The following is a 13,361-nucleotide window of genomic DNA, read 5'->3' on the forward strand; positions in this document are numbered from 1 at the left end:
ACCTTATTCATAATAAAGAGTCAGTGGTATACGATTTCCCACTGACCGAAGTAATTATTCACTTTTCCATTTATATCCGACTTTATAGACCGTTTCTAGGTAATCTTCAATTGGAAATCCTTTTTTGCGTAGTTTATCACGGATATTACGAATGTGTGAATCAATTGTTCTATATTCGATATCTGTTTCATAGCCCCAAATTTTTTCGATTAAATCATCTCGGCTATAAGCACGGTTTGTATTTTGCAAAAATAGTCCGAGTAACGAAAATTCGATAGGAGTTAATGAGATTTTTTCATCATAAACTGTGACAGTATGTTTCGTTTTATCCCACTCAATACCATTGAAACTAACAAAGCCATCTTTTTTTGTACGGCGTAATATAGCCTCGATTCGTGCGACTAATACATGCTCATCAAATGGTTTTGTAATATAATCATCTGCGCCCATCGTGAGGCCTTTCACCATATCGTAGTTTTGGTTGCGAGCTGTTAACATAATGATAGGAACGTTGGAAATTTGACGAATTTGATAGCAAGTATCCCATCCATCCATACTTGGCATCATAACATCTAATAAAATAATATCGAATTCTTTTTGTTCGATTAATTTTAGTGCTTCAAGGCCAGAGGTAGCTTTCATACAAAAATAGCCGCGAGGGCTTAAGAACAGATCTAATAATCGTAACATACGTTCTTCATCGTCTACTAATAAAATTTTTACCATAATCTTGTGCACCCCAAACTGTTCATTCTACTTGTATAGTTTACATGAAAATAATAAAAAACTCTTTTTATGTGATTGAATGGAGGGCTGATTTTTTCGCTCAGAGTAATTGACATAAAAAATGCACTAGTTTTGCACAACTATTTTTTATAATAGAAAACGTAGCGACACAAAATACCCTATGTTGCGACATAACGTCATGTCATTTTATTTATAAAATGACAATTCCATTCTATTGTGTATGTGAGATAGAGAGGGTTTTCGTATTCACCTCGCATCGGATAAGAAAAATTTCCTATCTCACACTTTTTTTAAAAGGAGATTATACACATGAATTCAAAAGAAGAAATTTCAAAAAAAGAAAAGCAAGATCGTAATACGGTTGTCATGTGCGTTGCCGTATCTATGGTTATTATTATAAGTTGCGTAAATAAAATTTTGGGGATTTTATAATATAAAAAAAGCTGATTGCTTCTTAAGAAGCAATCAGCTTTTTTCATTGTTAGGGGAGTATTTCTATATGATAAACCAAGGTAAAATTGCTAATCCAGAAGTTATAATCGCTGTAGTAAATATTAAAAGCATAGCTCGTTTGTTTTGTTTCATGTCACATTCTCCTTTACATATCAAGTACATTGGATCAGTGTGAGATGTGGTTCCCCACTGAGTAAAGTTTCACTTTATATTTTTAGTATAATGAATGGTAAGGATTGGTACGATCGATAAAGGTGACATGAAGATTACATTGTTGTAATGCAAAAAAACATCTTTCTTATTAAGAAAGATGCTTTTGGAAAACTACCCCGTAATAGCCCGATTGGTTCAGCTAATACTCAGTGGGGGATGGAAAAATCCCCCACTGAGTAAAGTTTCACTTTATATTGAAGTATTAATCATTTAAGAACAGAACCATATGTTCCTCGTCCCAATATTGACCGTTATGTTTTAATGAACGTTCTTGTACGCCGTAAGTTTGGAAACCTAATGACTCATATAGTTTTTTTGCACCAACGTTACCAACTACAACATCGAGCATAAGTTGTTCTACATGTAATTTATCGGCATTTTCAATAATTGCTTTAATGAGAGCTCGTCCTGCTCCGAGACCACGTGCTTTTGGGGAAACAAAAACGGAGCCAATTTTTGCTTTATGTTCTTGTTTAATAAATGGTTTTGTTTCTAGAGTAGCGATACCAATTAAATCATTATCTTTGAAGACACCTAGAGTATACTTATCCGGATTGCTTAATCGTTTAGCCATAGCAGCCACAGGATCTTCATGTTTAAGAACATCTTCATAAGAAGAGCTAAAAGCTTCCGGATTCTTCGTTAAACCTTCCATACAAACTTTTAAATATATTTCTGCATCCTCTGTTGTTAATAAGCGAATTTCCATAGTTGTAACCTCCCTGGTGGATTTCAAATAAATCCATTACTTTTATAAGATTGAGTATATGTTTTGTTAGTATTCTCTTTTAATTTGTAAAAGAATGAAAAGATATATGCTACAATGTTTTGTTTTAATTATGTAATGAAATTATATATTAACTTTATTAACTATTCAAGTGTTTAATATGTTACATTTTTATAACTAAAATAACTCCTCATTGAGGAGTTATTTTTTAAACATTGGATTGATAGCCGTCAATTCGTTTTGGATGTGTGTAAATATTACAAGATTCATTTCTAATAAACCCTACGACTGTAATGCCTAAATCATGGGCAAGTTGCAATGCCAGTTTTGTTGGAGCGGATTTAGATAGAACAATTTCACATCCGATTTTTGAAACTTTGAGTAAAATTTCGGATGAAATACGTCCGCTAAATGCGATGATTTTTCCTTTAATGGATATATCGTTACGCAAACAATGACCATATATTTTATCTAATGCATTATGTCTTCCAATATCCATTCTTGATAGGAGGATATTGTTGCGATCACATAGCGCGGTATTGTGAACACCGCCAGTTTGGCGAAATGTAGTAGAAGATTGTTGCAAGGTATTCATTAAGTGAAAGCATTCTTCAGGAGTAATTTTTACATGTATATCATGTAAGTCTTTTGCTTTTGCTGCGTCGTTTACGAAAATAAACCCTTGTCTACCTTTTCCGCAGCAAGAAGTGATGTATCGTTTATTATATAGAGTTTGATAGAGCGGATTCACTTTTGATGATTTTACATGGACAATTCCGTTATCTTTTTGAACCCATATTTCTTCAACATCTTTATAGGAAGAAATAATCCCCTCAGAAATTAAAAAACCAATTACCATATCTTCAATATAATTTGGTGTGCATACGACTGTTACATATTCTTCACCATTCAATTTAATAGTAATAGGAGATTCTGTAACAATCTCATCAAGTTGTTTTGAAAATGTACCAGATTGATAGCGTACAATTGTATAAGTCTCTTGTGTAGGCCCCATATTTAATTCCCCTTTTATATGTATTTCTCTCCCACATTTATCATAAAACAATGGAAAAATAAAAACACCTATTAGCAAGAAGATCACAGATTATTTTGGTTATTATTGTATATGTACGATATAATAGAACTGTAGAATAGTGATATTTTCAAGCTTTCGTAGTTATACCTTATAACATCTAGAATCGACTTCATAAGAAAGTATTTGGGTAGAGCGTTTCAAAAATATGTACAGTAATGCGATTTTGAAAACGGATTCATAATTGTGTTGTACAGTTGGTTGTAAGGAGAGGGGAAACTATGGCAGAACAGACAGTCCGTGTAACCGTCGATGGTAAAGAATTTTCTGCATCAGGTGAAAAGACGATACTACAATTATTTAACGAGAGTAATTTGGAACATCCTCAAATTTGTCATGTACCAGAAGTAGATCCAATTCAAACTTGTGATACGTGTATTGTAGAAGTAAATGGAAAGTTATTGCGTGCTTGTTCAACGAAATTAGAGAACGGTATGCATATCGAAAGACAGTCCCAGCGTGCAAAAGAGGCACAGACTGAGGCAATGGATCGAATATTAGAGAATCATCTATTGTATTGTACCGTTTGTGATAACAATAATGGTAACTGTAAAGTCCACAATACAGTACATATGATGGGAATTGAGGAACAGAAATATCCGTATGAGCCGAAAGTAAGTGCGTGTGAAGTGGATATGTCACATCCATTTTATCGATATGATCCAAATCAATGTATTGCTTGTGGGCAGTGTGTAGAAGTATGTCAAAACTTACAAGTGAATGAAACTATATCGATTGATTGGAGCTTAGACCGTCCACGTGTTATATGGGACAATGGTGTAAGTATAAATGACTCATCTTGTGTAAGTTGTGGGCAGTGTGTAACAGTATGTCCATGTAATGCGTTAATGGAAAAAACAATGCTGGGTGAAGCTGGATTCATGACTGGATTGAAAACGGATGTGTTAGATCCGATGATTGATTTTGTGAAGGATGTAGAGCCTGGATATAGTAGTATTTTAGCTGTTTCAGAAGTAGAGGCTGCGATGCGTAAGACGAAAGTGAATAAAACAAAAACAGTTTGTACATTTTGTGGTGTAGGTTGTTCATTTGAAGTATGGACGAAAGACCGCCACATTTTGAAAGTACAGCCTGTTTCAGATGCGCCGGTTAACGGTATTTCCACATGTGTAAAAGGCAAGTTTGGATGGGATTTTGTAAACAGTGAAGATCGTATTACAAAGCCATTAATTCGCCAAGGAGATATGTTTGTTGAAGCTTCATGGGAAGAGGCTCTTGAAGTTGTTGCATCCAATATGCAGCATATTAAATCAGAATATGGCAGTGATGCATTTGGATTTATTTCTTCTTCAAAAGTAACGAATGAAGAAAATTATCTTATGCAAAAACTAGCCCGTCAAATATATGGAACGAATAATGTAGACAACTGTTCCCGTTATTGTCAATCTCCAGCAACAGACGGTTTATTTAAAACTGTCGGTATGGGCGGGGACGCTGGAACAGTGAAAGATATTGCGGAAGCGGGTCTTGTCATTATCGTTGGAGCAAATCCAACAGAAGGACATCCTGTACTTGCGACGCGTGTAAAACGTGCTCATAAATTACATGACCAAAAATTAATTGTGGCGGACCTTCGTAAACATGAAATGGCAGAGCGTGCAGATTTATTCATTCATCCGCGCCAAGGAACTGATTACGTATGGCTCGCTGGTATTACGAAATATATTATTGATCAAGATTGGCACGATAAAAAGTTCATAGCTGAAAATGTGAAGAATTTTGATGAATATAGCAAAATGGTAGAAAAGTATACGCTGGATTATACAGAAGAAATTACGGGTATTTCGAAAGAAAACCTGAAAGAAATGGCTCGTATGGTATATGAAGCAGATGGTACTTGTGTACTTTGGGGAATGGGTGTAACTCAAAATACTGGAGGAAGTACAACTTCAGCAGCAATTTCAAATCTATTGCTTGTTACGGGTAACTATCGTCGTCCTGGTGCAGGAGCATATCCATTACGCGGACATAATAACGTACAAGGCGCTTGTGATATGGCAACATTACCAAACTGGCTTCCAGGTTACCAAGCAGTTTCAGATGATGCGCTCCGTGCGAAATTTGAAAAAGCATACGGTACTACAATTCCGAAAGCACCAGGCTTAAATAATATTGCAATGTTACTTGCGGCAGATGAAGGAAAACTGCGTGGTATGTATGTTATGGGTGAAGAAATGGCTTTAGTAGATTCGAATGCCAACCATGTACAACATATTTTAGCGAATTTAGATTTCCTTGTTGTTCAAGATATGTTCTTATCGAAAACAGCTCGTTTTGCTGATGTTATTTTACCGGCAGCACCAAGCTTAGAAAAAGAGGGAACATTTACGAATACAGAGCGCCGTATTCAAAGATTATATGAAGTATTGAAGCCGCTTGGTGATTCAAAGCCAGACTGGTGGATTTTACAAAAAGTAGCTCGTGCACTTGGCGGGGACTGGAATTATGAAAATCCAAGTGAAATCATGGATGAAATTGCATCGCTTGCACCTTTATATTCTCAGGCAACATACGATCGTTTAGAAGGATGGAATAGTTTATGTTGGGGTAGCCATGATGGTAGCGATACACCACTATTATATGTGGACGGATTTAACTTCCCGGATAAACTAGCTCGTCTATCATTAGATGAATGGGTACCACCAGTTGTAGCACCAGATGAGTATGATTTACTTTTAAATAATGGTCGTATGTTAGAACATTTCCATGAAGGGAATATGACGAATAAATCGGCTGGTATTTTATCTAAAGTATCTGAAGTTTTCGTTGAAATCTCGCCGGAACTTGCCCTAGAGCGTAATGTGAAAGATGGTGGTCTTGTAGAATTAGCATCACCATTTGGGAAAATTAAAGTACAGGCACTTGTTACAGATCGTGTAACGGGGAAAGAGCTATATTTACCGATGCATGCAACGGTAAATGAAGAGGCAATCAATATTTTAACTGGAACGGCGACAGATCTTTATACGTGTACACCAGCGTACAAACAAACGATGGTAAAGATGCGTGTACTACGTGAAAAAGGGAATCGTCCGTTACCATCTTCAAACCCGAGAGATAAAAAGCGTAATCCGCAAAACGGTGTTGAAATCGAGCAAAAATGGCAAAGAAAACAATACGTATCACTTGTGGACTAGGGGGCGGAGATAGTGGCGAAAGAAATTACTATAATTAAAAAGAAAGTTGTAACAGAGGAAGAACAGAAACAGCAAGTAGCAGATGAACTTCTAAATGAGCTATCTAATAATCGTGAAGCAGTAGAAGAAACGATGCAGCTTTTAGCACAGTTGCAGAAGGCTGGTATATTAGATGCGGCAATTAGTTTACTTGTTGCGAAGGAAGATGTTTCAAAAATCGCTGTGGAGCAATTAAATCGTGAACCCGTTAAAAATGCGTTAAATAATATGATGGGGGCAGGAGAAGCGTTATCTTCAGTTGACCCAGAAATAACGAAGCAAATTACGTCAAGTTTAGTTACAGGATTGCAATTTGCAACAGACGAATTAAATAGTGGTAAAAAAACAAAAGTGATGGATTTCTTTAAAGTATTAAAAGATCCAGATATCAATAGAGCTATTACATTCGGTTTTAGCTTCTTGAAAGCATTTGGACAAGGGTTAGAGAAAAAATAGAATAAATGAAAAAGTGATGGGAAGTAGCCATCACTTTTTTCATTATATGTATAAGAGTGTTCATGTTAAGTGGAATATATTATTATTAAAAAGATGGATTAGAACTGGAAATGTGGAATCCATCTCAAATACCGTTTTAGAATTTGGAGGAATATATGCAACACCGTAAAAAACTATCTATACCAGGAGTAATGAGACATTCCTTTCAAACAGTTAAATTTGCTTTTTGGAATGTATTAACTTTTCAACTTGCTTATAAATTATTAGCAGCGATTGTGTTTGTTCCACTATTTGGAATCATTTTTAATAAGTTATTGTATTTTGGTGGTTATGCAAATGCGACAAATGATGAATTATTAGCGTTTTTAAAGACGCCTTATGGCATCTTTGCAATCGTGATTTTGTCATTGCTAGCACTGTTTCTTATCTTTACGGAATTTGCGGTGCTTATTATTATTTCGTATTTCGCTCATAAAAGACAGAAGGTGAAATTACGTCCGATTTTATATAAAACGGTAACGTATTTACCTACTCTTTTCACATATTGCTTACCAGGATTTATTTTATATGCTGTCGTATTGTTGCCTCTTTTAAATATGGGATATGAAACGGCATTAATCCCGCAAATTCAAATTCCTAACTTTATTACAGGAGAACTGTTTAAGACAACGATGGGGCAAGTTGGTTATTACACGTTCTTTGCTGTAGTCGCGTATTTGAATCTTCGATGGATTTTCGTTCTACCTATTGTTGTTTTAGAGCAAAAACCATTTCGCGTGGCAGCACGTAAAAGTGCAACTTTAGTAAAGGAAAGCTTTTTTAAAGTACTATTTTTTTTAGTAGGATTTTTTATTTCAATTGGAATTGTATATGTCGTATTTTTGGGAATGTATTTATTGTGCCTATGGGGTGTTTATGAATTTACAAACCCGAAAGGAACATTTGCATTATTAGCTGAATCAACGATTTCTGTATTTTTAACGAGTACATTGTATTTATTTAGTTTTATCGTGACGCCATTTTATATTATGGCGATTACGCGATTATACTTACAAAAGGTACCGGTTGAAGATGTTTTATTAGAAGAAGGGTTAGATTATTCGAAAACGAAAGCAGATAAATGTTTCTTCCAAAAACATCGTTGGAAATTTCTTGGCGTATATATTGTGGGGATTATTACTGCTGGAATGGTTGTTGCCTTCATTGTAACGTTTATTTCAAATTCGTATAAAGAACCAATTATTATGGCGCACCGCGGGTATATATCAAAAGGCGTAGAAAATACGAAAGAAGCTGTGCAAGGTGCTATTGATGCAAAAGCAGACTATGCTGAAATAGATGTATTACAAACGAAAGACGGTGAACTAGCGGTTATACATGATTTGAAGCTGAAACGTCTCGCAAATGCCAATGTGCATGTGTCAGATTTAACGATGGCTGAGTTAAGCCAGCTTACCCTTAGTCAAGATGGACTTTCAGGACAAATAAGTACACTTGATGAAATCATTAAACTAGCAAATGGCAAAATCAAACTTAATATAGAAGTGAAGCTTCATGGGGGCGAAAAAGATTTTGTAAACAAAGTCTTAAAAACAATTAAAGATAATGAATTCGAGAAGCAATGTGTAATTCAAACGTTACACTATCCGCTTATTAAAGAGTTTAAGCGTGCAAATCCAGATATAAAAGTAGGGTATATATTGTATGCAAGTAGAGCTAACTTAAAGAATGTGAAGGCTGACTTTTACGTAGCAGAAGAATATATGTTAAATAAGAAATTAGTAAAAGAAGCAAGGAAGTTAAACAAACCAATTTACGTATGGACAGTAAATGATATGGAAAATTTAAAGGCATATTATAAGTTAAACGTAGATGGTATCATAACCGATTACCCTGAAGATGCACGTGAAACAATTAAGATGTTAAAAGAGCAAGAAGCGGAAGAAAGTGGTCTGTTTGATAAAATTACTGAAACGACAGATGACTTGTTTTCAAAATTATTTATAAGTTATCCAGCTGTTAGCTAAATGCTAGCAGCTGTTTTTTTGTGAAAAGAATATATCTCTAAAGTATTAAGTAAAGTAATAACTGTATATGTATACATTATCGCTTAGTTTTTTACATTGTTACATTATTGTCAAATAATAAATGATTACTGTTTATTTTGAAGAAGTATAATAAAAATTGAGTGAAAGATAATGGGATGTCACGAAACCCCTAATAGAATCAATGTTTTATATATTTACACTATTCTAAATATATAAACTTTATAAAAATGGTATGTTAGCGTTTTCATAACTTTTAAGTTATGCTAGAATAAGGACATAAGTTATTAATTATTACAAAAAGAAAAAAGAATCTCTTTTTTCTGTTAATTATAAGGGGGCATTTCATTATGCGTATTGGGGTACCAGCAGAAATTAAAAACAACGAAAACCGTGTGGCAATGACACCAGCAGGTGTTGTACATTTAATTCGTAACAATCACGAAGTATTCATTCAAAAGGGTGCAGGTTTAGGATCTGGTTTCACAGACGCTCAGTATGTTGAAGCGGGAGCAAAAATTGTTGATACAGCTGAAGAAGCTTGGAACATGGAAATGGTTATGAAAGTTAAGGAACCAATTGAAAGCGAATACAAACACTTCAGTGAAGGCTTAATCTTATTCACATACTTACACTTAGCTCCAGAGCCAGAATTAACAAAAGCTTTAATCGAGAAAAAAGTTGTTTCTATCGCATATGAAACAGTACAATTAGAAAACCGTTCATTACCATTACTTGCGCCTATGAGTGAAGTAGCTGGTCGTATGGCTGCACAAATTGGTGCGCAATTCCTTGAGAAAAACAAAGGCGGTAAAGGTATCTTACTTGCAGGTGTTCCAGGAGTTAAACGTGGTAAAGTAACAATCATCGGTGGTGGACAAGCTGGTACAAATGCTGCTAAAATTGCAGTTGGACTAGGTGCGGATGTAACAATCATCGACTTAAGCGCAGAACGTCTTCGTCAATTAGATGACATTTTCGGAAACCAAGTAAAAACTTTAATGTCTAATCCTTACAATATTGCAGAAGCTGTTAAAGAGTCTGATCTTGTAATTGGTGCAGTATTAATCCCAGGTGCAAAAGCGCCAAAACTTGTAACAGAAGAAATGATTAAATCAATGGAACCAGGTTCTGTTGTTGTAGATATCGCGATTGACCAAGGTGGTATTTTCGAAACAACTGACCGTATTACAACTCATGATAACCCAACTTACGAAAAACACGGCGTTGTTCATTATGCAGTTGCAAACATGCCAGGTGCGGTTCCACGTACATCAACTCTTGCATTAACAAACGTAACAGTACCATATGCAGTACAAATTGCTAACAAAGGCTACAAAGAAGCTTGCCTAGGCAACTCTGCATTATTAAAAGGTATTAACACATTAGATGGCTATGTAACATTTGAAGCAGTTGCAGAAGCTCACGGTGTAGAGTACAAAGGTGCTAAAGAATTATTAGAAGCAGAAACAGTATCTTGCTAATAGAAGCATTATACAAAACAAAATCGAACAATATATAATACAACATGATAAGAGCTAAGAGATAATACCTCTTAGCTCTTCTTAGTAAAAGGGGGCATACATCGTGGCCAACCTATTTAAAAAGAAATCCGTTACGCAATTGTTAGGGGAAAGTAAAAGTAAAACTTTGACGAAAACGCTAGGGGCATTTGACCTAACAATGCTAGGGATTGGTGCGATAATTGGTACAGGAGTTCTAGTATTAACTGGATTAGTAGCAGCAAGAGATGCTGGTCCAGCAGTTATTTTTTCATTTATGATTGCAGCAATTGTTTGTGGATTTGCAGCATTATGTTATGCAGAAGTTGCATCTACACTTCCTGTTTCAGGTAGTGTGTACACATATTCATATGCAACAATTGGTGAGTTTGTTGCTCATTTAATGGGATGGACATTGTTATCCGTATATGTCGTAACGACTGCCGCAGTAGCTGGCGGATGGACAGGTTATTTCAATAATTTAGTGAGTGGACTGGGACTTGAAATTCCAAAAGCGTTGCTAACGATTCCAGCGCAAGGTGGTATGGTAAACTTACCAGCAGTTATCGTTACGTTAGTGATAACTTGGTTATTATCACGAGGTACGAAAGAAAGTAAGCGTGTGAATAACATAATGGTATTAATTAAAATTGGTATTGTTGTTTTATTCATTGCAGTTGGTGTATTCTACGTGAAACCAGAAAACTGGATACCATTTGCACCTTACGGTTTAAGTGGAGTGTTCGCAGGGGGAGCAGCAGTATTCTTTGCTTTCTTAGGATTTGATGCATTAGCAACTTCTGCTGAAGAAGTAAAAAATCCGCAACGTGATCTACCAATTGGTATTATTGCTTCGTTAGTTATTTGTACAATCATTTATGTTGTAGTTTGTCTCGTTATGACAGGTATGGTTTCTTATAAGGAATTAGATGTACCTGAAGCTATGGCATATGTGTTAGAAGTTGTAGGACAAGATAAAGTGGCTGGTGTAATTGCAATTGGAGCTGTAATTGGTATTATGGCTGTAATTTTCGCTTACATTTATGCGACAACACGTGTATTCTTCGCAATGAGCCGTGACGGTTTATTACCAAAATCTTTTGCGAAAATTAACAAGAAGACTGAAGCGCCAACATTTTCAGTTTGGTTAACAGGAATTGGTAGTGCTTTAATTGCTGGATTTATCGATTTAAAAGAATTGTCGAATTTAGCGAATATTGGAGCGTTATTAACATTCGCCATGGTTGGTGTAACTGTTATCATTCTTCGTAAAACGCATCCGAAATTACAACGTGGATTTATGGTACCACTTGTACCGATCTTACCGATTATTTCAATTGCATGTTGTCTATTCTTAATGGTAAATTTACCGTTAACAACATGGATATACTTTGGTATTTGGTTAGCAATTGGAGTAGTTGTATACTTTGTTTATTCGAAAAAACATAGTCATTTAAAAGACGATAGAAGTTCGCAGGATAATTTAGATCAAGCTAATTAAAGGGATATAACACAGTAAGCCTTGTGCGTCTAGGGAGCGCGCAAGGCTTTTTCTTTTGTTGAAATAAAGGGAACATATATTACTTTGTTGAATTTTTATGTCGGAATATGAAAAAAGGGGTGGGAGCAAAATGGAAGAAACAAAAATTGTTGTTGGAGCAGAGGGTTATAATAATAACCCTGGTTGGATACATACGAATGAAGAAGAATTAAATTTAGTACGAAGAGAAACTTGGCTTGATAAAGTGAAACTTTAATCAGTGGGGGTTTTCTTCATCCCCCACTGATTATTAGTTGAACCAATCGGGCTTTTACGGGGAGTTGATCCCCCACCTAACTTCTTTGCTCTCTCTGAGTTTTGAGGTGGGGGTCTTACTACCCGTTAATGCGGGATAAATTTCAACCTAATTCTTTATCAATAATTTTGGCAGAACATGTATGGGAGCATTTATCATATGAAGAAGGAATTGAAGCTGCAAAAATTTGTTATGAGTTTTTAATGGAGAATGGATATATTCGTTGTGCAGTACCAGATGCATTTTTTCCAGATGAAGAATATCAGCAAGGGGTACAAATAGGTGGACCTGGTCCATTAGATCATCCTGCAGCAAATCATAAAATTGTTCATAACTATAAAACAATCACGTCCATGTTTAAATCAGCAGGTTTTCAAGTGAGGCTCTTAGAATACTGTGATGAGAAGGGTAAGTTTCACTATAATGATTGGAATGAGAAAGATGGATTTATTTATAAATCAAAACGTTTTGACCATAGAAATCGGGATAATCAGTTAGGATTTGTTTCTTTAATTGTGGATGCGGTGAAAAATGAAAAGTAAGTAAAAAGGGGTGTGCGACTTGTACATCCTTTTTTGTATGAGAATATAGAGGATGCGGAAAATATGTATATGCCTTATTAAAATGTTCATAAAAAAAATTCAGATTTCATTGACACATATGAGCAGGTACTCATATAATAAAAGTATAAGATATATGAATGATTGTTCATATGTTCAATTAAAGAGGTGAGCTATAATGGCTGGAAATAAAGTAGAAACACCACAAGAGACATGTTCTCAAACAATAATTCATGAAGAAGTTGTTGAGCAAGTAAAACAAACAATTCCAACTGATGAAAGTTTAAGTAAAGTAGCAGAACTATTTAAAGTATTAGGTGATCGTACACGTACGAGAATATTACATGCGCTATTTGAAGCTGAAATGTGCGTTTGTGATTTAGCTTATTTATTAGGAATGACACAATCATCTATTTCGCATCAGCTTCGTGTGTTAAAGCAAGCGAAACTTGTAAAGAATCGTAAAGAAGGAAAGGTTGTTTATTATTCGTTAGCTGATCAGCACGTAATTCATATCTTCGAGCAAGCGTTTGAACACGTAAACGAAGAAGAATAAAAAGAACGCGAGGAGG

The 13,361-nt window shown here is 35.3% G+C and carries 12 protein-coding genes and 1 pseudogene; 10 read left to right on the plus strand and 3 right to left on the minus strand.

The features are described from left to right. Window positions 1-54: 54 nt before the first annotated feature. On the minus strand, window positions 55-726 hold the full coding sequence (locus MHI26_RS02960) for a response regulator transcription factor (protein ID WP_000238957.1): 672 nt from the start codon (window positions 724-726) through the stop codon (window positions 55-57). Window positions 727-1,056: 330 nt separating this feature from the next. Here MHI26_RS02960 and MHI26_RS02965 point away from each other — a divergent pair, with 330 nt between their 5' ends. After that, window positions 1,057-1,179: a hypothetical protein gene (locus MHI26_RS02965; RefSeq protein ID WP_001085006.1), complete on the plus strand. Its 123-nt coding sequence runs from the start codon at window positions 1,057-1,059 to the stop codon at window positions 1,177-1,179. Window positions 1,180-1,615: 436 nt separating this feature from the next. Here MHI26_RS02965 and MHI26_RS02970 read toward each other — a convergent pair whose 3' ends face one another. Together MHI26_RS02970 and fdhD are read right to left on the minus strand one after the other, a co-directional pair. Continuing rightward, complete coding sequence (locus MHI26_RS02970; protein WP_000405877.1) at window positions 1,616-2,122, minus strand: GNAT family N-acetyltransferase; 507 nt, start codon at window positions 2,120-2,122, stop codon at window positions 1,616-1,618. Between the two features lie 226 nt (window positions 2,123-2,348). Next, on the minus strand, window positions 2,349-3,155 hold the full coding sequence (gene fdhD / locus MHI26_RS02975; RefSeq protein ID WP_000529229.1) for a formate dehydrogenase accessory sulfurtransferase FdhD: 807 nt from the start codon (window positions 3,153-3,155) through the stop codon (window positions 2,349-2,351). A 299-nt stretch (window positions 3,156-3,454) separates the two neighbouring features. Here fdhD and fdhF point away from each other — a divergent pair, with 299 nt between their 5' ends. From fdhF to MHI26_RS03020, 9 genes and pseudogenes are all read left to right on the plus strand, one after another. Beyond that, window positions 3,455-6,391 (plus strand): formate dehydrogenase subunit alpha, encoded by a 2,937-nt coding sequence (gene fdhF, locus MHI26_RS02980; RefSeq protein ID WP_061666975.1) that lies wholly within the window; start codon window positions 3,455-3,457, stop codon window positions 6,389-6,391. Between the two features lie 12 nt (window positions 6,392-6,403). Next, entirely contained in the window at window positions 6,404-6,886 is a 483-nt protein-coding gene (locus MHI26_RS02985; protein WP_001040508.1) for a DUF1641 domain-containing protein, read from the plus strand. Between the two features lie 46 nt (window positions 6,887-6,932). After that, window positions 6,933-7,055 (plus strand): hypothetical protein, encoded by a 123-nt coding sequence (locus tag MHI26_RS02990; protein WP_254905553.1) that lies wholly within the window; start codon window positions 6,933-6,935, stop codon window positions 7,053-7,055. Continuing rightward, window positions 7,042-8,913 carry a glycerophosphoryl diester phosphodiesterase membrane domain-containing protein gene (locus MHI26_RS02995; RefSeq protein WP_061666974.1) on the plus strand — a complete coding sequence of 624 codons (1,872 nt, stop codon included), beginning with the start codon at window positions 7,042-7,044 and terminating at the stop codon, window positions 8,911-8,913. The genes MHI26_RS02990 and MHI26_RS02995 overlap by 14 nt, the downstream gene beginning before the upstream one ends. A 368-nt stretch (window positions 8,914-9,281) precedes the next feature. Beyond that, window positions 9,282-10,415, plus strand: a complete 1,134-nt coding sequence (gene ald / locus MHI26_RS03000) for an alanine dehydrogenase (RefSeq protein ID WP_001219742.1) — start codon at window positions 9,282-9,284, stop codon at window positions 10,413-10,415. Window positions 10,416-10,518: 103 nt separating this feature from the next. Then, window positions 10,519-11,934, plus strand: a complete 1,416-nt coding sequence (locus tag MHI26_RS03005) for an amino acid permease (RefSeq protein ID WP_001284898.1) — start codon at window positions 10,519-10,521, stop codon at window positions 11,932-11,934. Between the two features lie 130 nt (window positions 11,935-12,064). Beyond that, complete coding sequence (locus MHI26_RS03010; protein WP_374213786.1) at window positions 12,065-12,190, plus strand: hypothetical protein; 126 nt, start codon at window positions 12,065-12,067, stop codon at window positions 12,188-12,190. Between the two features lie 134 nt (window positions 12,191-12,324). After that, window positions 12,325-12,771, plus strand: a pseudogene (locus tag MHI26_RS03015) (class I SAM-dependent methyltransferase); the annotation flags it as partial. 196 nt (window positions 12,772-12,967) lie between these two features. Next, window positions 12,968-13,345 carry an ArsR/SmtB family transcription factor gene (locus MHI26_RS03020; protein WP_000918378.1) on the plus strand — a complete coding sequence of 126 codons (378 nt, stop codon included), beginning with the start codon at window positions 12,968-12,970 and terminating at the stop codon, window positions 13,343-13,345. The last annotated feature ends 16 nt before the right edge of the window (window positions 13,346-13,361 follow it).

It is taken from the genome of Bacillus sp. FSL K6-1218 (assembly GCF_038006445.1).
GTDB classification, from domain to species: Bacteria; Bacillota; Bacilli; order Bacillales; family Bacillaceae_G; genus Bacillus_A; species Bacillus_A thuringiensis_S.

What these genes read in the sequence shown, in the direction of transcription:
- MHI26_RS02960 (WP_000238957.1), bottom strand. Translation starts at nt 726, where the DNA reads ATGGTAAAAATTTTATTAGTAGACGATGAAGAACGTATGTTACGATTA.
- MHI26_RS02965 (WP_001085006.1), top strand. Translation starts at nt 1,057, where the DNA reads ATGAATTCAAAAGAAGAAATTTCAAAAAAAGAAAAGCAAGATCGTAAT.
- MHI26_RS02970 (WP_000405877.1), bottom strand. Translation starts at nt 2,122, where the DNA reads ATGGAAATTCGCTTATTAACAACAGAGGATGCAGAAATATATTTAAAA.
- fdhD (WP_000529229.1), bottom strand. Translation starts at nt 3,155, where the DNA reads ATGGGGCCTACACAAGAGACTTATACAATTGTACGCTATCAATCTGGT.
- fdhF (WP_061666975.1), top strand. Translation starts at nt 3,455, where the DNA reads ATGGCAGAACAGACAGTCCGTGTAACCGTCGATGGTAAAGAATTTTCT.
- MHI26_RS02990 (WP_254905553.1), top strand. Translation starts at nt 6,933, where the DNA reads ATGTATAAGAGTGTTCATGTTAAGTGGAATATATTATTATTAAAAAGA.
- MHI26_RS02995 (WP_061666974.1), top strand. Translation starts at nt 7,042, where the DNA reads ATGCAACACCGTAAAAAACTATCTATACCAGGAGTAATGAGACATTCC.
- ald (WP_001219742.1), top strand. Translation starts at nt 9,282, where the DNA reads ATGCGTATTGGGGTACCAGCAGAAATTAAAAACAACGAAAACCGTGTG.
- MHI26_RS03010 (WP_374213786.1), top strand. Translation starts at nt 12,065, where the DNA reads ATGGAAGAAACAAAAATTGTTGTTGGAGCAGAGGGTTATAATAATAAC.
- MHI26_RS03020 (WP_000918378.1), top strand. Translation starts at nt 12,968, where the DNA reads ATGGCTGGAAATAAAGTAGAAACACCACAAGAGACATGTTCTCAAACA.